15 protein-coding genes are annotated in these 18,692 nt (G+C 39.2%); 9 read left to right on the top strand and 6 right to left on the bottom strand.

The genetic code is table 11. The annotated features are described in order from the left end of the window. The first annotated feature begins 3 nt into the window (after positions 1-3). Positions 4-678, top strand: a complete 675-nt coding sequence (rpiA, locus tag QSE00_RS07535; RefSeq protein ID WP_110357716.1) for a ribose-5-phosphate isomerase RpiA — start codon at positions 4-6, stop codon at positions 676-678. A 313-nt stretch (positions 679-991) separates the two neighbouring features. Here the strand turns inward: rpiA and QSE00_RS07530 are convergent, their stop codons facing one another. Beyond that, positions 992-1,726: a LytR/AlgR family response regulator transcription factor gene (locus QSE00_RS07530; RefSeq protein WP_286105487.1), complete on the bottom strand. Its 735-nt coding sequence runs from the start codon at positions 1,724-1,726 to the stop codon at positions 992-994. A gap of 2 nt (positions 1,727-1,728) precedes the next feature. Then, positions 1,729-3,681, bottom strand: a complete 1,953-nt coding sequence (locus tag QSE00_RS07525) for a tetratricopeptide repeat-containing sensor histidine kinase (RefSeq protein WP_286105486.1) — start codon at positions 3,679-3,681, stop codon at positions 1,729-1,731. Between the two features lie 183 nt (positions 3,682-3,864). Between QSE00_RS07525 and QSE00_RS07520 the strand changes: the two genes are divergently transcribed. The 8 genes from QSE00_RS07520 (at position 3,865) to QSE00_RS07485 (ending at position 12,495) form a co-directional block, all read left to right on the top strand. Then, complete coding sequence (locus tag QSE00_RS07520; RefSeq protein WP_110357713.1) at positions 3,865-4,404, top strand: ester cyclase; 540 nt, start codon at positions 3,865-3,867, stop codon at positions 4,402-4,404. 58 nt (positions 4,405-4,462) lie between these two features. Further along, on the top strand, positions 4,463-5,230 hold the full coding sequence (locus tag QSE00_RS07515; protein WP_286105485.1) for a hypothetical protein: 768 nt from the start codon (positions 4,463-4,465) through the stop codon (positions 5,228-5,230). A 917-nt stretch (positions 5,231-6,147) separates the two neighbouring features. Continuing rightward, on the top strand, positions 6,148-6,780 hold the full coding sequence (locus QSE00_RS07510) for a hypothetical protein (RefSeq protein WP_286105484.1): 633 nt from the start codon (positions 6,148-6,150) through the stop codon (positions 6,778-6,780). 66 nt (positions 6,781-6,846) lie between these two features. Then, positions 6,847-7,884: a methyltransferase gene (locus QSE00_RS07505; protein ID WP_286105483.1), complete on the top strand. Its 1,038-nt coding sequence runs from the start codon at positions 6,847-6,849 to the stop codon at positions 7,882-7,884. A gap of 23 nt (positions 7,885-7,907) precedes the next feature. Then, positions 7,908-8,060 carry a hypothetical protein gene (locus QSE00_RS07500; protein ID WP_181422936.1) on the top strand — a complete coding sequence of 51 codons (153 nt, stop codon included), beginning with the start codon at positions 7,908-7,910 and terminating at the stop codon, positions 8,058-8,060. A gap of 397 nt (positions 8,061-8,457) precedes the next feature. Beyond that, positions 8,458-9,507: a proline iminopeptidase-family hydrolase gene (locus tag QSE00_RS07495; RefSeq protein ID WP_286105482.1), complete on the top strand. Its 1,050-nt coding sequence runs from the start codon at positions 8,458-8,460 to the stop codon at positions 9,505-9,507. A gap of 17 nt (positions 9,508-9,524) precedes the next feature. Beyond that, complete coding sequence (locus tag QSE00_RS07490; protein ID WP_286105481.1) at positions 9,525-11,165, top strand: AMP-binding protein; 1,641 nt, start codon at positions 9,525-9,527, stop codon at positions 11,163-11,165. Positions 11,166-11,313: 148 nt separating this feature from the next. Then, positions 11,314-12,495 (top strand): DUF1624 domain-containing protein, encoded by a 1,182-nt coding sequence (locus QSE00_RS07485; protein ID WP_110357782.1) that lies wholly within the window; start codon positions 11,314-11,316, stop codon positions 12,493-12,495. Positions 12,496-12,542: 47 nt separating this feature from the next. On the opposite strand, the gene QSE00_RS07480 is transcribed toward QSE00_RS07485, so the two are convergent. From QSE00_RS07480 to QSE00_RS07465, 4 genes are all read right to left on the bottom strand, one after another. Next, the gene (locus QSE00_RS07480) at positions 12,543-13,982 is read right to left on the bottom strand and encodes a carbon starvation CstA family protein (protein ID WP_286105480.1); all 1,440 of its coding nucleotides are present in this window, start codon (positions 13,980-13,982) and stop codon (positions 12,543-12,545) included. Between the two features lie 60 nt (positions 13,983-14,042). Beyond that, complete coding sequence (locus QSE00_RS07475; protein WP_286105479.1) at positions 14,043-15,158, bottom strand: hypothetical protein; 1,116 nt, start codon at positions 15,156-15,158, stop codon at positions 14,043-14,045. 64 nt (positions 15,159-15,222) lie between these two features. Then, complete coding sequence (locus tag QSE00_RS07470) at positions 15,223-17,010, bottom strand: FAD-dependent oxidoreductase (RefSeq protein ID WP_286105478.1); 1,788 nt, start codon at positions 17,008-17,010, stop codon at positions 15,223-15,225. Between the two features lie 313 nt (positions 17,011-17,323). Beyond that, entirely contained in the window at positions 17,324-18,643 is a 1,320-nt protein-coding gene (locus tag QSE00_RS07465) for a Gfo/Idh/MocA family protein (protein WP_286105477.1), read from the bottom strand. Between the last annotated feature and the right edge of the window lie 49 nt (positions 18,644-18,692).

Here is an 18,692-nt window from a genome sequence, read left to right as displayed (position 1 = left end):
AAAATGAATCTGGATAGAGAAAAGCAGCTTGCAGCCAAAGAAGCCGTAAAATATGTTAAAAGTGGAATGACCGTAGGTTTGGGCACAGGTTCCACCGCAGCACACATGGTTAAAGAATTGGGTAATCTGGTACAAACAGGACTGGAAATTGTTGGGGTACCTTCCTCTGAAAACACTAAAAAATTGGCAACGGAATTAGGGATACCCCTTACTACCTTGGAAAAAACCAAAACCATTGATGTTTATATTGATGGTGCCGATGAATTTGATCCCTATATGCAACTTATAAAAGGGGGCGGTGGTGCCTTGTTAAGGGAAAAAATATTAACCTTCAATTCGGATTTGGTCATCATAATTGCCGATTCACAAAAAGAGGTAAAAAGGTTGGGCGATTTTAAATTACCCGTGGAAACCATACCTTTTGCCACTAAAAAAATTGAGCAGTTGCTCAAAAAAATGGGGTTACAGCCGAAATTAAGAGAAAAGGATGGGAGTAACTTTGTCACCGATGAGGGTAATTTTATTTTGGATCTTAATATTGTACACGTTTCAAATATCCAATTATTGGAAAGCGAACTAAAACAGATTCCGGGGGTTGTAGAGACCGGCTTATTTTTGGATATGGCCGATATCATAATAATAGGAAAAGGGGAAACTACAATTACCTTAAAAAAGTAAGTATATCCTATTGGATAAGGATTTACACATGCATGTTGATTCATCATCCTTATAAAACCAAAAGCCTATAATAACCGTTATAGGATTTTATTCTTTTTATTAAAAAGTGGGGTCGATTTATCAAATCCATATCATACACCAGATTATTAACCCTGCATTAAAATACTACCAAAAGCTAATATGGCCATAAGTTTAATTTGAACCATATTTTGTACTGAATAAATAGATCCCAAAATAGGCATGGAAACAGAACGAATACAGCCCACTGGTGCCGTAGACAGACTAAATTTATCCAAGCTCCGAATCGACCTTTTTAAATAGTGTGCAAATGTTTCAACAGATGCTCCTTAAAGGATTTACTTAGTGGAATTACCTTCCTGTTTATTTCCAAATGGTTATCCGCAACCACATCCAATTTGGAAATATTCACCATATATGATCTGTGAACCCTGAGAAACATATGGGTTTTCATTTTGTTTTCCACTACCTTAAGGGTGGTACTCACCAAATAATTTCCTGTTGAAGTAACTATCTTACTATAATTTCTATCGGCTTCTATATACAAAATATCATCGAGAAGGAGTTTAACCATTTTCCCATTATGTCTAACAAAAATACGATCCAAAAGAATCTCCAGATTTTCAGACTCCTCAAAGGTGTCAAAATCCTTGTCCCCTATTTGGTCCACAACCAAGGCAATTGTCCGATGCAGACTTAGACTATTAAATGGCTTTGAAATAAAAGCATGGGGGCGCGTAGCTTTGGCCTTTGTAAAAGTTGCCTCGTCACTATTGGCCGTGAGATATATGATGGGAATTTTTTTGTATTTCTGAATTTGCTCAGCAGCTTCAATTCCATTTATATGACCCCTTAAGTTAATATCCAACAAAATAATATCGGGACAATTGGTGGTGGCATGTAAGATTGCCTCTTCCCCCCTAGTTTCAATCCCCATTACCTCATATCCCAAATTAGAGAGTTGCACAGATATATTGGCGGCGATGATCATATCGTCCTCTACAATTAAAATACGGGTCTTTTCTTCCATAACTAAGCTGCTTTATGATATTGGAATTCAAAGGAGACCGAAGTTCCCTTTTTATGGTGAAGTACCATTTTGCCATCCAATTGTTTGGTTAATAGGGATATCAATTGAGTGCCAAACCCTGTTCCGTTTACCTTACTACCTTTTTGGAAACCGATGCCGTTGTCTGTGACCCTAAGCTCCAAAAACTGGGGCTTCTGCACAAGACTAATAGTAATTGTACCGATTAGATCGTTGGGAAAGGCATATTTTAAAGAATTTGTAATTAACTCGTTAACTATTAAACCTATAGGGGTTGCTATGTCCACATTTAGTTCTATCTCCTCCATGTCATAGACCATATCAATCCTTTTTTCCGTACCATAGGATTGCAGCACATAATCGCCCAAAATTTTGAAATAATGCTTCATTTCAATACTGGCCAGGTTCTTTCCCTGATACAAATTTTGATGGATCATGCTCATACTCAAAATCCGATTTTGAATTTGATGCATATTGTCCTTTATTTTTTTGTCCTCTATATAGGTAGACTGGAGCGAAAGCAAACTAGAAACAACCTCCAAATTATTCTTTACCCGGTGATGTATTTCCTTTATAAGAAATTCTTTTTCCTTATTTTGTTGCTGTAGTTGGCTATTCTTTCTATGGTTAATTCTAATGGCTACATAACCTACTATCAAAAGAAACAATAACAATCCAATGATTATTGAGGTTAAGATCTGATTACTCTTATGCTTTTGGATGGTCCCCTTTTGCATAAGTATGGTATCTTCCTTCTGTGCAACTTCAAATTCGGTTTGAAGCAAGGCTATACGTTGATCGGATTCCGCTGTAAAGATTTCATTTTTTAGCCCATCATACTTGGAAAACGCCTTATAGGCCTCCATATAATCATGATCTCCGGCATAAGCCTTGCCAAGGGCCTCATAAACCTGGCTCAAATAGTATTCATCTCCAAATTCGGTGGTAGCAACCTCCAGGGATTTCTGAAGGCTTTCTATGGCATTTTTATATTTTCCCTGAAGGTTCTGCAATTTTCCAATAGATAGCCAAGATCTCATCAACATAAAATCATTATCCAAGATGTCTGCATATTTAACCGCATTGAGCCCGGCACTTTCCGCCTTCTGATATTGACCTAAATAGGCATAGAGGTCTACAAGGGAAATGTAAACATCACTTAAATTATTATAAAACCCGTAGCGCTCGCCTATGGCCAAGGAATGTTCGTAATATTTAAGCGCCTCATCATATCTGTTCAGTTCTAAGAAATTATTTGCCACCACATAAAGGGTAAAATCATAATCCAGATCAATGATTCCCCGTTCCTCAAAAATGACAATGGACTTAATACCATATTTTAATCCCTTATCGTATTTTGCCTGTTTCCAAAAAATATTACTTAAGTCGCTATAAGCAAGGGCTATAGCTTTTTTGTCTTTTAATTCCTCCCCTATTTCCAATGCTTCCATGGCAAAATCGGCTGCCTTGTCGAGCTGCCCTCGACGTTCATAAACATAGCCCAGTTGTGTATATAATAAAGGAAGGTCTTTGATGGGTACCTTGCCTTGGGCCTCTTCCAAAACTTCTTGGGCCTCTGTTAGTTTTTCCATTCGCAGTAGTATGGCCCCTTGGGTAATTTGAAATCTGCCATGCCAAAGCATATCCCCTTTTGCCAAAGTACACTTTAATCCTTCCTCGGTAAAATTTAAGGCCTTAGTTAAATTGCGAGTATGCCAATAATAGGACAGATCATTCAATATTTCGTACTGTAGCGTATCCGAAGGGGCCTGTGAATAGGAATTCTCCAATTGTTGTAGATAGGAAGCTCCAAAATTATCGGTATCCACAAATACCTTTTCATAGGGGGCATCCCTATTAAAATCTATGAGTTGCCCAAATAACAAAGGACTGCAGAGGATAATTATGAAAACTGAAATAAAGTGATGTTTGCCCATTTTTGCAATCAATAATTTATCATAAAAATCCGGGGATGATTAAGATACGATAATAATGACATAAATCACAGGCTAAATAAAACTAGTTGTTCGGACATTAAATCAAGGGTTCCGTCCCAAACAAATTGCCACTCAACATAAAAACCAATTAATTAGATAGAATTAGGTAGTTATTTGAAAGTCATGAAAACACCCATGTTATTTTTAATTTTTATGGTCATAGGTTGTGTTTCATGTAAAAACAACAGAATTCTAGAGGGCAATGAAACCTTGACAAGGTCCGGTTACAATAAAATGGTTGCCAAGAAAAATAAGCTAGAGACAAGTATAATTGTCTACTTAAACCTTAGGAGAGAAAAAGAAATTGATAGCCTTGTAACAGACGATTATGTACGAAACATGAACGGAATACCAGTGGTTACCAATAAAACAGAGCTAAAAGCAAGACTTAATCTTTTTGGAACCGGATTCCCAGACTATGATATAACAATGGGCAATTGCCTGGTTTGTGATAATCAAGGCTATGTAGACTGGATGTTTACCGGGACCAATACCGGCCAATTTGCCGAAGTAATGGCCACAGGTAAGAAAGTAAAAATAAACGGATTTTCACACCTGTATTTTAATGAAGAGGGGCAAATATACCGTGAAGATATTTTCTATAATGAATTGGAATTTTTACAGCAATTGGGGTACTCGCTGCGGGCCCCTAATCTGAAATAGTGCAACATATAAAATCCTTAACAAAATTAAATGTCTAAACCATAAATCAACAAATATTATGAAAACACTAAAAAAAACGCTTTTTACTTCACTGGCATTAACACTAATAACATTCACAGCTATCGCACAGAAGGAAAAGAACCAAGCTTATTATGTACATGAGGATCAGGTAAAACCAAATATGATCCAAGAATATGACCAGGTTTCCAAAGACTTTACAGAAGCCAGTAAAAAACATAACCTGCAGGACCTTAGCTGGCAGGTAGCCTCAACCGACACCGGAAGGTACTTTAACATTTCCCCTATAGAAAATATGGCGGAACTGGACAAGAACGTCATGGCTCCCCTGTCTGAAAAAATGGGCGAAGAAGCCTTTGTCAATCTTTTTAAGCGGTTTAATGAATGTTATGACAAGCATGGCGATTATATAATTTATCTGAACAAGGAACTCACTTATATGCCCGAAGGAATAAACCCGATCACCGAAGGTCAGAACTACAGAAAATGGCATTTCTTACATGTTGCCCCGGGCAACATTCAAAATCTTAAAGGAAAACTAAAGGAATTAAAAGCCCTATATACTTCAAAGGGATCCAAGGAGTACTATCGTATATACCACAATGGATTTGGTAATATGGGAGATTATTATCTGGCAGTAATTTCGGCAGTAGACGCCGAGGACTATGCTAAAAAATCTAAGGAAAATGAGGCCTTGTTAGGTGAAGAAGGGAAAAAACTTTTCGATGAAGTGTTCAAGTACGTATTAAAATACGAAACCGAGACTGGGCGAATGCATCCCGAATTGGCCTATACGCCATCTAATTAAACTTATCAACAGGTAGGTCATAGGTTTCATCAGGAGCTTTGGGGCAACAAGTAGTTTGCAGATTTTCAATTTGAATTAGCAATTTCGTAAAGAAAATAGACCAAACCATTACTACACCCCCCTACCTGTTTTTTTTAAACAAAGAAAAGGAACAGTGAAACGTAAATTCAACTGAAAGTAAACTATCAAAACGATTGTCAGAGCACCATACTTCCCCCGATTTGGTATCGTCACAAGAAGGAAATTATTTTATAGTACCACCTAAAAGCTAAACGTTACTATAAATGGCACCCGCGCAGAACCCAATGGGCTTTTAAAGCAGTTTTCCAAAAAAATAACAAAACCAATAGAAAATCGCATTTGTTGTATTACTGGCTGCATTTGCTGTACATTTTTATCTGTTGAAAATTATTTTGGAAAGAAATTGACCTTACTTCGAATCAAACAAGAAAACGAAGAATTGGTATTTTAGATTGTGACACCCTTAGGTATATGTCCAACGGCAAGTATGCTTATTATTTGGACTTCATTCGGTTTGAGAAAAGGTTCCGGTCAAAACTATTTGAGAATACCGTTAAAAAAGAAATGTACGCCGTTTAAAGGTCCCAAAAAAAATCTATAAAAAGCCTTTAAAGATGTGGTCTACATTCCAGATGATCTTGGATTTGGAAGGCTGGGACCACCAATAGGTATATCACAGCCAGATTATTGAACAGAATGGAGGGCCCCTGTGCCATTGGTTATACAAAAGCCACCTTTTGGAAAGACATATAGGTTCAGAATCTAGGATGACAATGAAAAATTGCGGGGTAAAACTCGATCAAACGAAAATTTCTACTGAAATACCTGACATATTTAATATGTGATTACCAACTTTTAAAAAATACAGTTGGTTCAGTAAAATAAAAGTCAATCTTATGGAAAAAGCGTATAAAAATCTGGGATACTTTTTTTTGTTGCTGATACCGTTGACCTTTTTGGGTTTTTATAAAACTTATTTCGTTCAATTTCCAGATTTTGAAGAAAACCTAACTACGTTTATACATCTTCATGCCATTATTGCCTCCATTTGGATCTTACTTCTTATTGTTCAACCCCTCCTAATAATATACAGAAAAAACCAACTGCATAGAAAAATTGGCAAACTATCCTACATAGTATTCCCAATCCTAATTTTATCCTTTGTTCCCCAAATGATAAGGATTATAAATTCAGACGCACCACAGATTCTATTCTTCCCTATGGCCGATAGTGTTCTATTGATCCTATTTTATTCATTGGCTATGTACAATAGGGGGACTGTTTCAAAACATATGCGATACATTCTTGGTACGGCCACTGTTTTTCTAGGACCTACAATTGGTCGAATTGGACCACAAATTTTGGAGTGGTCAGAGCATGTAACCCAAAATTTACAATACGGAATAATCTACCTGATTCTTATTGGGTTGATTTTTTACGACAAAAGAAATGAAAAGAATTACCGACCATACCTTCTAATTCTATCAACTTGGGTAATACACCAAATAACCTTCAACCTATTATTTTAAAACCAAAAAAACACATTTAATCCAATTCATTATTAAACAAGAACCTAATATAAACAAACCTTCAAAATGGAAACAACAGCACAAACACAAATCGACCCGTCAAAAATTATGCAGGTCGGTACTGGATTTTTCGCCACCAAAACCTTACTCACGGCAGTGAATATGGAACTCTTCACCATTCTGGCCAAACGGGAATTATCTGCCAATGAAATTCAATCTAGGCTTGGTCTGCACGCACGTAGTCTATATGATTACTTGGACGCTTTGGTAGCATTGGGATTTCTAAACAGAAAGGGAATTAAGGAAAGTGCCCTTTACAGCAATTCAGAGGATGCCGATTTCTTCCTGGACAAGAACAAACCTAGCTACATAGGTGGAATTTTGGAAATGTGCAACAACCGTTTGTACCCTTTTTGGAACAATTTAGAGGACGGACTAAAAACAGGCTTGCCGCAAAATGAAGCCAAGGATGGTGGACAGTCTCCATTTGAGGTCATCTATGCCAATCCAGACAAATTGCGGGAATTTATACGTGCTATGACTGGCGTACAAATGGGCAATTTTATAGCTTTTGTCAATGAATTCGATTTTTCCAATTACAGTACACTGTGTGATATTGGAGGCTCGGCCGGAACTCTTTCCGCCCATGTGACAATGAAAAACCCACATATGCAATGTACCACGTTCGACTTGCCCCCGGTGTCGCCCATTGCCCAAGAAAATTTGGATGCCATGGGCCTAGGGGATAAGGTGAAGGTGGTTTCTGGGGACTTTTTTACGGACAATTTCCCAAAAGCCGATGTGATTACCATGGGTCAAATATTACACGATTGGGGAACCAAGGACAAAAAAATGCTTGTTAAAAAAGCATACGATGCTTTACCGAAAGGTGGGGCATTGGTCGTCATTGAAAATATTATCGATAAGGATCGTCGTAAAAATGCTTTTGGATTGCTTATGTCCCTCAACATGTTGATCGAAACTCCGGAAGGGTACGATTTTTCGACTTCGGATTTTGATGGACTTGCCAAGGAAGCTGGGTTCACCAAGACAAGTATAATTCCCTTAGCTGGACCATCGAGCGCAGGCATTGCTATTAAATAATTTACATTAAAAAATAATAGCCAATGGAAAGCAGTCTACCACCCAATATCGCCATTGCCCAAATGATCTTTGGGTATGTCACCACCGAGGCAATTTTTATAAAATCTGACCTAAAATTAACGAGGTTTATACCTGTTACCCCTGCAATCTGTATTGTAAAAGGAGAAATGAATTAATAATTAATTATATTTAATAAAACAAAAAGCATTCATTATGAAACCTTTAGGTTTAAATCCGAGTGTAAATAAATTAAACCAAAGACCTGTCTTTCCCCCTATTTATTTACACCCTATTTGATCAAATATGTTTTATAATCACAAAAGTAAACCAGAGGTTGGGCTTGGACAATATAGATCGTTATTAAAAATAAAAGGTATTAAACCTCAGGGCAAGCCTGCCTTTGTCGGCAGACAGGCCTGTCTGCCCTGAACCCAATAATAGGAATCGACCCTAGGGTCGAGGTATTGAACCTAGATTCCGCCGAAAAAGGCGGGATTAGTTCAACTTGCAATTTTAAGTACGTCTTACTGACTTCTCAAAATTGAGTTTCACTAATAAAAACATGATTTAGCTATGAAAACCAAATTTCTATACACCAGTATTTTTCTAGTTTTATTGGTTTCCTGTGGAAAAAAACAGCATCCAAAATTAGAAAAGGAAGCTACGTCGGCCTATATGGATTACTCCAACAGCGAGGACCAATTTACAGGCGGGATCGCCATGATACCAATTACCACACCAAAAGGCACGTTCAAGGTATGGACAAAAAGGGTTGGCAACAACCCCAAAATGAAGGTATTATTACTTCATGGGGGTCCAGGGGGTACCCATGAGTTTTTTGAGTGTTTTGATGGCTATTTGCCCAAGGAAGAAATTGAATACATTTATTATGATCAATTGGACTCCTATTACAGTGACAAACCCAACGATTCGACCCTTTGGACAACAGATCACTTTGTAGAGGAAGTGGAACAAGTTCGAAAAGCCCTAAACCTTAACAAGGACAACTTTTATCTTCTTGGACAATCATGGGGCGGGATCTTGGGAATGGAATATGCCTTAAAATATCAGGATAACTTAAAAGGACTTATTATTTCCAATATGATGGCCAGCATCCTGGCATATGAAAAGTATGCCGCTGAAGTGCTGGGCCCACAATTACCTCCAGAAGTCTATAAGGAAATTAAGGACATGGAGGCGAATAATGATTTTATGAATCCCAGATATTCAGAACTGGTAATGCAACATTATTATACGGAACACTTTTTAAGATTGCCCGTGGACAAATGGCCAGAATCCGTTAATCGTGCAATGGCCCATCTCAACCCCAATATTTATATTTTTATGCAGGGATATAGTGAATTTGGGGTAACTGGAAATGCCTCCTTAAAGGGTTGGGATGTCTCCGAGCGGTTGAACACGATTACAGTTCCTACTTTGGTAATTGGGGCCACCCATGATACCATGGATCCGAAATACATGGAATGGATGTCCCAAGAATTGCCAAAAGCTCGATTTTTATTATGTCCAAACGGCAGTCATTTATCGCAATACGATGATCAAAAGACTTATTTCAATGGTTTAATAAAATTCATTAAAGATGTTGACAACAAAACTTTTTAACCCGATAAAATGTACTAATGAATAATTTTAATTCTTCTATAGAGGCATTTTTATATTGGGAAAAAAAGACCCCCCTTAATCCGTTCTTGATTCAGAATTTTGAGAACCATCAAAAGACCCTATCCTACTCCGACGCCGGGATTGAGATGAGGAAATTGGCCTCGTATTTATCGAAACTGGGATTGCCCGAAAAAAGCCATATTGCCTTGCTTTCCAAAAATTGTCCCCACTGGATGATGGCGGATCTGGCCATATCCATGGCAGGATTTATTTCCATTCCCATCTACCCAACATTGACATCCGAAGGGATTGACCTGATTTTGACACATAGTGAATCCAAAGCCATAATTGTTGGCAAACTGGACGATTTTGCATCGCAAGAACAAGGCATTCCCGATATCCCTATTATCACTGTAAAAACATTTGGCGGCAATACCGGGAATTTATGGGAAGACATTATGCAGCAGGAAGAGGAGTTATTGGATTTATATTTGCCCAAAAATAATGATCTAAGGACTATTATATACACCTCCGGAACCACAGGGCAGCCAAAAGGAGTTATGCATAGCAGCGGAAATTTCTCCAAAAGTTCAAGTACATTTATCCGCGTCCTGAAGTTACCCAAAAACCCTAAATTCTTCTCCTATCTACCACTGGCACATGTAGCCGAACGGGCCTTTTGCAATGGGATACTTTTTTACGGAGGCCAGATAACCTTTCCATATTCATTGGAAAAATTTGCCGAAAACCTAGAGGCATTACAGCCCGATATTTTCTTTGCCGTACCTAGGATCTGGACCAAATTCCAGGAAAAAATTCTCGAAAGTATTCCGCAAAAAAAATTAGACTTCCTTTTATCCATCCCGTACTTGAATAGGGTGATCAAGAAAAAAATCCAGACCAAATTGGGATTGGCCAATGCTACATTCATAGCCTCTGCTGCCGCCCCCATTTCCAGTAGCTTGGTAAACTGGTACAGTACTATTGGCATCACTATTCAACAGGGCTATGGAATGACGGAGGATTGTTGTATTTCCCATTCCAATTTAATAGGCCATAGTAAAATAGGTACTGTAGGCAAAGCACTGCAGGGGGTGAAAATTAAATTCTCCGAGGAAGGGGAAATTCTAATTCTGAACAATTGTCTTTTTAAAGGGTATTACAAAGCACCGGAGTTAACGGCGGAAGTTTTTGACGAGGAAGGATATTTTAAAACCGGGGATATTGGAGAATATGATCACGAAGGATACTTAACCATAACCGGTAGGGTGAAAGATCAATTTAAAACCGATAAAGGTAAGTATATATCCCCTGCTCCCATAGAACTTCAAATTTCAAAAAATACCGATATTGAACAGATCTGTGTCGTTGGCACAGGGATACCCCAGCCCATAGCTTTAGTAACGGTCTCCTCTCTTGGGAAAGCCAAATCCAAAGATGATCTCGGCAAAAGTTTGCATCAATCAATTTTGGAAATTAATCCAAGACTTCAAAAACATGAAAAAATTGCCAAAGTTGTGGTCATGCAAGAGGAATGGAACGTAGCCAACGGATTTTCAACCCCCACTTTAAAAATAAAGAGAAATAGTTTGGAAAGGGTATTCCAACCCTTGTACAGAACATGGTTTGAAGCGGAACAAAACGTAATTTTTAAATAATAATAATAATAATAATATATACCACGACTATGGCAGGTGTTATTAAAACAGAATGCAGGCCTTATAATTGATCACTTTGAAAATTCCCTCTTAAATAGTAACAAGCAATATGCAACAATGGGGATCAACCAAAAACAACCTTATATTTATGCAACCAAAAACCAACAGAATAGAATCCATTGATATATTAAGAGGTCTGGTCATGGTTATTATGGCCCTGGACCATGTAAGGGACTATTTTAACTATGGCTCCTTTTTTGTTGACCCCACAGATTTGGAAACTACAACACCCATATTATTTTTTACACGTTTTATAACCCATTATTGTGCCCCCGTATTTGTATTTCTGGCCGGAACTTCCGCCTTCCTTTACGGTAGGAACAAAACCAGGGCCCAACTCTCCAAATTCCTGCTAACCAGAGGTGTCTGGTTAATTTTTATGGAAGTTGTTGTAAACAATTTAATATGGACCTTTGATCTTACCTACAGTTTTCCCATACTTCAAGTTATATGGGCCATTGGCTTTAGTATGATATGTTTATCGTTTCTAATTTATTTACCAAAACAAATAATTCTTGCTGTTGGTTTGATGATTATTGTGGGACACAATCTTTTGGATGGTATTGTGATGCAGGGGAATAACCTGCAGTCCATAATCTGGTATCTTCTACATCAGAATCAAGCCTTGGTAATTGGACCGGATAAAATGATATTGTTTCATTACCCCGTCATCCCTTGGATAGGCCTAATGGCATTGGGGTATTGTTTGGGACAATTGTACCTAACTGACTTTGATGCAAAACTAAGGCGAACATGGCTGTTGCGAATAGGATTAGGGGCCTTGGTCCTATTCTTTGTAATAAGAGGCTTGAACGTCTATGGGGATTTGGTGCCCTGGACAGTACAGGACACCAATACCAAAACAATGATGTCCTTTCTAAATGTAAGCAAATACCCACCATCATTGGCATTCATTCTTCTTACCATAGGTCCCGCCCTACTTTTCCTTTATGCCTTTGAAAATGTAAAAAATGCCATTTCCAATTTCTTTATGGTTTTTGGAAGGGTTCCCTTTTTCTATTATTTTCTACATGTATTGGTAATTCATGTTGTGGCTATAGTTGGAATTCTAATTTTTGGCGGCAATTGGAAAGACATGATATTAACTGCCGACGTATTTATGAATGAAAAACTGGCTACTTATGGATATGCCCTATGGATTGTTTATTTGGTATGGATAGGAATAATACTTGCCCTTTATCCCTTGTGCAAAAAGTATATGATCTACAAATCCAATAATCGGGATAAATGGTGGTTGAGTTATTTATAAGGAAGACTTATGGCCCATCTGTTAAAGAAGCTTATGGAATATAATTCTTATATCCCTACAAAGACTTTTTTCTTTTGGGAGGTATAAACCCAAAATGCTATAGTAATGGTCAGTGTTATTAATGTACCACCAATATAGGAGATTTCATTAGGTAGTTGGAAGCCTTCAGGGGCAATTAAAATATAGGTACTACATACCATGGTCATAAAAATTGCTGGCAATAGGGTAACCCAGTAAGCCTTATTTTCATAGATCAGATAAGCAGTTATGGTCCAAAGTACGATCATGGCCAAGGTTTGGTTGCTCCATGCAAAATAACGCCAAATAATTCCAAAGTCGATCTGGGTAAGTGCAAAGGCAATAATAAACAGCGGTAAACTAATTAGAAGCCTATTGATTATTTTTTTTTGGTTGGACTTGAAAATATCGGATAATATTAGGCGTGCAGACCTAAATGCGGTGTCTCCCGAGGTTATGGGAGCGGCAACAATTCCCAATAAGGCCAATACTCCTCCAATTTGCCCAAGCATATTAAGCGATATCTCATTGGCGGCCCAAGCAGCATTGTTGTTATTGGCCAACATAGCGCCGTTTAAACCTTCCACATTTCCAAAAAACGTCATAGCAGCAGCGGCCCATATCAGGGCTACGATTCCCTCTGTGACCATAGTACCGTAAAATATCTTTCGCCCTAGAGTTTCATTCTTCATACAGCGGGCCATTAAGGGGGATTGGGTAGCATGGAATCCGGAAATGGCACCACAGGCAATGGTTATAAAGAGAATGGGAAACAAGGGAGTTGCTTCGGGGTCATTGGTCATATTTCTTAAATTACCAGGTACCAATTCTGGAATATTATAATCCCCAAAAAATAGGGCAATAAGCAACCCAAGGGCCATAAGCAGCATGGCCACTCCAAATATGGGGTATAGCTTATTTATTAGTTTATCTATGGGCAGTAATGTAGAAAGAATGTAGTAAACCAAAATAATGGCCACCCAAATCCAAACGCTCCAGATATTCCCCGTCATGCCGTCGATTATTTTTGCGGGGCCCACCAAAAAAACGGTCCCTACAAATATCAATAATACTACCGAGAAAAAACGCATAAATTGTTTAGCGGTGGTACCAAGGTATATTCCCACCACTTCACTAATGCTCAATCCATCATGCCTTATGGATAGCATTCCTGAAAAATAGTCGTGTACCGCTCCTGCAAAAATACTTCCCAGTACAATCCATAAAAAGGCCGCTGGTCCAAACATGGCCCCTGCAATGGCTCCAAAGATGGGGCCTAATCCTGCTATATTCAGGAATTGGATCAGAAAGACCTTCCAAGTGGGCAATGTCATAAAATCAACCTCATCCCTAAGCCTAACGGCCGGGGTCTCCCTATCCTTATCCACTCCAAAAATACGTTCCATTAATTTCCCGTATGTAAAATAACCAAGGACCAAGGCACCAATGGATACTAAGAATGATATCATCTAAATTATATTTTGTTTACTTTTTAAAATTGTTGTAAGCCTATTATGCCCGCATCCCTTCTATTCCAATTCTTCCAAAAATTCGGCTACTACATAGGCGTATGTATGGGTGCCCGACCCGGCAAAACGTAAAAGCTGCGCGTTAATATCAGGATTGGTCATTGCCTCATTTTCAATGGCCAATAGATACAATTTCAACTGATTTTTGGTCATGATTTCCAAATTGCCTCCCAATAAGACCGCAACCTCAACCGGAGCCTGCTGAATATGATTTAACAATAAACTTCTACTATTGATATCCACAGTAGCGAAACTTTCCCAAAAGGGCATTTGTAAGCTATCGCTTTCCCAGAACAATTTAGGAAGGTTTTGTACAATATAGGAACGGATCAAGGGAATACCCTCCTTGAAAATTTGTATTATCCGGTCCCTATGATCCAAATACTCTGCTTCATTCAAAGTCCCTAATGCGTACATTTGATAATCCTGTTCATTGCTTTGAAGCATATAGCCTTTCATTTCTTTATCAAAGTTGGCTATGGTATAATCCCGTAGTTCCCCTTTAATGGGTCCGTGCGCTATATTCCAGGCTACGTAACAGGAATAGAGTGCCCCGTCTACCACCGATTCCTTCACCTCCTCAATAGTGGCACCCGCTATGGCATCCACTCCGTCCTGTAGCGGCTCTTTAGGTTTTGAAACCAGCTCATCAATTTTCTTCCTTTTCAAAATAGAATTGTCATCCAACAATAGCCGGTGCAATTTTTCATAATCCTGTTCCAAGAATTCCTCATGATCATGTTTTGTCAATACCTGACCTTCTACCTTGTCATAACCCGCATAGTCCCCCAATAAATCCCAATAAAGTGCAAGGTACATTAACCTGCATTCGCCATCTGCGCAGACGGGAGTACAAACATCAGCGGTATAGAGTACCGGTCTATTCTGCTCGTTAACAAGGATATCAACATTCTGATTGCCCAAAGTCTCAACCTCAATAAAAAATGGGGTTGACTTCTTTTTTAACGCCATGCCTTCCTGCCATTGCAAGGCAAAAAACTCCGGCTTTTTTGTCAACATTTTATGTTGGTATTCCATTGTTTTGACCATCCCCTTTTTTGGGGTCCATACCAATCCCAATCCGCAAAATAGTAATGTGACAATTATTATTTTCATGATAATTTACTTACCGCCAACATGGATCAAGTCGTTTTTTATAGATTGTTTTCAGATAAACCCATTACTTCTTGGATTCTGGAATAGGGGTATACTTTTGATTTTCAATAAGATCCATATATTCTTCCAAATAGCCGGTATAAATATCCCTAGGGTTTACTTCGTACTTTTTACAAAGTGAAGCGGCAAAGCCCACAGCTGCGCCCATTTGTCCTGTGGTTCTCATTACCCGTGGCCCCCCCAATCCAATATGGGAGGTGCTAAAATTTCTTCCGGCCATAAATAAATTATCAATATTTTTTGAATACAGACTTCGGTAAGGGATATAATATTTTGGGGTCTCATAGAAAAGTGCCTCAGAAATAAAGTCGGGGTTTTTCTCATCCTCCAATACCGTCTGATAATGAACATCCACCTCCCTGGTCTCCTCCACCACCCCATCGGGGAAAGTGCGGCCGGATTTTGCATCGTTCAAAGTAAAAATATAATCCCCGACCAATCTGCGCGATTCCCGCTTACCAACTAGATAGGATACCCATTCCAATTTTCGATTGGCATTTTCAGGAAGTTTTTTCGCATTCCCGAAAGAACCGTATATAGCCCTAAGCATATGATCCCGGATTTCCTCGGCATCGTCAATTTGATGAAGATCATTACGACTAAACTCCCACTGCCATTCCCCTTTGACCTTTGCATAGTCCCTAGCCACAGGCATGGCCCAAGGCACCTCGGGAAAATCTTCCACTTGGTCCGCTTCAAAGGATCGCCAAAGTACAGAAGAGCCCATTACAGCATTGTCCGGCTGTTTCGGACTCCATAGTTCCCCATGCTCTTTCCATTCCTCCCCATACTCATCAACACTTTCACGTCCATAAGAAAATTCGGCACCCGCCCAAAAACCTATCCAACCATCTCCTGTGGAATCCACAAAAAGTGGGGCCTCAAAACGTAAACGTTCCCCTGTGGCCGTTTGGCGTGCATCCACATAATTAATTTTATTTTCAACAGCCTTGGCATCATAGGCCCTCCAATTTAAAAAGAGGGAAATGTTATCATAACTTTTTACATTGTTATCCCTTTTTATCTGGTCTATATGTGCTTCGGGAGAGCCATTGGGATAATGTTCCGTATCCAACTTTTTCAGGATTCGTTCAAAATTACCATATATACCCAGGGTGTGTACCCTGATTTCACTACTGGCATTACCACCCAAAACGGGCCGGTCATGAATCAACGCCACCTGAAGCCCTTGCTCGGCAGCCGCTATGGCCGCTGCACAGCCAGCAATTCCCCCACCTACAACCACCAGATCATATTTCTTGGTAACTTTGGGTGCCAAAGGTTCCATAACTACCGTTTTTCTCCAAGTAGCCAACTTTTTCGAGGATGAAGGCGGTTCAACGTTAGAAGTAGTAAAATAGACGGCATCGCAACGCCCGTTGAAACCGGTGAGGTCTACAAGCTCCAAAGTATTCTTTTTATCCGTTATCTGAACATCGCCGGCATATTCCCAGCCCCATCCCGAACGCAGACCCAATGTATTTTCCAACACCAGGCCATTTACCTTTATTTGGAATTTCCCCGGGGCCTCCCATTCTCCCGGCACCCAGTTCTTGGTGCGTACCCAAACCTTATATTCGCCTTTATTTTTAAAATTTACCTGGGTTTGCGCATTTTCCACAGGCACCCCCATGCCATGGGCCTGAAGATAGGAAGATCCCATTTGCTCTATGAACTGGGGGTCAACGACCCACCCCCCTTTATCGTCAAAACTTTCCGCTTCCAGCAACAATTCCTGGGATATTGTTAAAGATATATTTAGGAAGCACAAAATCAGCAATAAGTATTTCATAGAAAATTATTTAATTGTTTTTAAAAACCACGGCTTGCAAAGAGGAAATAGCTCTTTAAATTTATGTTCCATTCCCAAGGCAATTTATAGAAAATTTTATTCATACCCCATTTTCTCGGTTGCCTTACATTGTATATAGACCATAATCCCAATCCAGACTTATGGTGGATTTTCCTGAAATTGTTGGGTATACAAAGAGAAGAAATTATTTCAATTCACATCCAATACGGCAAAGATTTCAAAACAATGCCAGTTGGCACGTTAAAACCCAATGGCAATTTCTAGCAAAAGCATCCAATTCTTCATCATTTTATTATCCTTTTGGCAACTCCCAACCATTGTGGTAATGGGCATTTACCAAGGCATTGGAAGCATCGTCCGAAAATTGGCCCGAATAATTGTCCCAATAGATTCTGTTACCGGTTTTAAAGGCTATATTTCCCATATGGCACACCAAAGCCGCATCATACCCCACTATTAACGGAGCATTTAATTTGGAAGCATCCCTGGATTTCACCGCTTCAATGAAATTCACAGTGTGTTTATCCAATCCGTTCCCTTGATTTTTTTGTAAGGGTATACTTTGCATCTTATCCTTTTCGGCAATTACCTCCCATCCACCGCGATCCAAAACTAGGGTGCCATTATTACCAATAAACGCTATACCGTGATTGCGCCCGTAATTACCATTATCTATCCCAGTGGCGTGTTCCCACAAAATTGAAAAACCATCATACTCATAAACGGTCTGCAAGGTATCCGGTGTTTCCGATGCATCATCTGGATAGGCAAACTTACCCCCTAGGGCCATCACCGATTTTGGTGTGCTGGCCTTCATTCCATACAAGACATAATCCATAAGGTGTACTCCCCAATCTGTCATTAATCCTCCTGCATAATCCCAGTACCACCTAAAATTAAAATGAAACCTGTTGGCATTAAACGCCTTTAGGGGAGCGGGACCCAACCACATATTATAATCCACTCCTTCAGGAACGGCCGTATCCGGTAAAACAGGGATAGATCCCATCCAACCCTGATAAGCCCAGGCTTTTGCCAAACGAATTTCTCCCAATTTCCCGGAATGTACAAAGTCTATTGCATCCACAAAATGGGGCTGACTCCTTTGCCATTGCCCTATTTGCACCATTCGATCACTGGCCTGTACTGAACCTAACATGAGATTACATTCCTCTATTGAGTTGGCCAAGGGTTTTTCGCAATACACATCCTTGCCAGCCTTTACGGCATCGGAAAGTTGTAGGCAATGCCAATGATCTGGAGTACCAATAATCACTACATCCACATCTTTATCCTCCAATAATTTCCGATAGTCCTTATATAACTTTGGTTTTTTTATTCCCGCCTTTTCCAAATCGGACGTTCTCTTTTTTAACACACTATCATCCACATCACAGAGGGCTACCACCTCAATCTCACTCATTTTAAGCATAGAACTTAAATCGCTAAATCCCATGCCGTTGCAACCGATCAATCCCACCCCGATTTTGTCGTTTGGACTAATATTTCTTCTAACGGAGGCCAATAGATCCATAGGAAATAAAAATGCCGCTCCCGTCCCCATGGCTATTAGGGAACTCTTTTTTATAAATTTTCTTCTGTTCTGAATCATGAATTTATAGATTTAATAAGTCCTTAATGTACAAATTTTTACAACAAAA

The sequence above is a fragment of the Arenibacter flavimaris genome, assembly GCF_030291335.1.
Classification (GTDB): domain Bacteria; phylum Bacteroidota; class Bacteroidia; order Flavobacteriales; family Flavobacteriaceae; genus Arenibacter.
The sequence above is the reverse complement of the archived record's forward strand: the minus strand, read 5'-3'. Positions and strand labels throughout refer to the sequence as shown.

Bases quoted from the DNA above. Each gene is read 5' to 3' on its own strand.
- QSE00_RS07465 (WP_286105477.1), bottom strand. From the start codon at position 18,643: ATGATTCAGAACAGAAGAAAATTTATAAAAAAGAGTTCCCTAATAGCC.
- QSE00_RS07475 (WP_286105479.1), bottom strand. From the start codon at position 15,158: ATGAAAATAATAATTGTCACATTACTATTTTGCGGATTGGGATTGGTA.
- rpiA (WP_110357716.1), top strand. From the start codon at position 4: ATGAATCTGGATAGAGAAAAGCAGCTTGCAGCCAAAGAAGCCGTAAAA.
- QSE00_RS07495 (WP_286105482.1), top strand. From the start codon at position 8,458: ATGAAAACCAAATTTCTATACACCAGTATTTTTCTAGTTTTATTGGTT.
- QSE00_RS07515 (WP_286105485.1), top strand. From the start codon at position 4,463: ATGAAAACACTAAAAAAAACGCTTTTTACTTCACTGGCATTAACACTA.
- QSE00_RS07530 (WP_286105487.1), bottom strand. From the start codon at position 1,726: ATGGAAGAAAAGACCCGTATTTTAATTGTAGAGGACGATATGATCATC.
- QSE00_RS07490 (WP_286105481.1), top strand. From the start codon at position 9,525: ATGAATAATTTTAATTCTTCTATAGAGGCATTTTTATATTGGGAAAAA.
- QSE00_RS07505 (WP_286105483.1), top strand. From the start codon at position 6,847: ATGGAAACAACAGCACAAACACAAATCGACCCGTCAAAAATTATGCAG.
- QSE00_RS07510 (WP_286105484.1), top strand. From the start codon at position 6,148: ATGGAAAAAGCGTATAAAAATCTGGGATACTTTTTTTTGTTGCTGATA.
- QSE00_RS07485 (WP_110357782.1), top strand. From the start codon at position 11,314: ATGCAACCAAAAACCAACAGAATAGAATCCATTGATATATTAAGAGGT.
- QSE00_RS07525 (WP_286105486.1), bottom strand. From the start codon at position 3,681: ATGGGCAAACATCACTTTATTTCAGTTTTCATAATTATCCTCTGCAGT.
- QSE00_RS07480 (WP_286105480.1), bottom strand. From the start codon at position 13,982: ATGATATCATTCTTAGTATCCATTGGTGCCTTGGTCCTTGGTTATTTT.
- QSE00_RS07500 (WP_181422936.1), top strand. From the start codon at position 7,908: ATGGAAAGCAGTCTACCACCCAATATCGCCATTGCCCAAATGATCTTT.
- QSE00_RS07470 (WP_286105478.1), bottom strand. From the start codon at position 17,010: ATGAAATACTTATTGCTGATTTTGTGCTTCCTAAATATATCTTTAACA.
- QSE00_RS07520 (WP_110357713.1), top strand. From the start codon at position 3,865: ATGAAAACACCCATGTTATTTTTAATTTTTATGGTCATAGGTTGTGTT.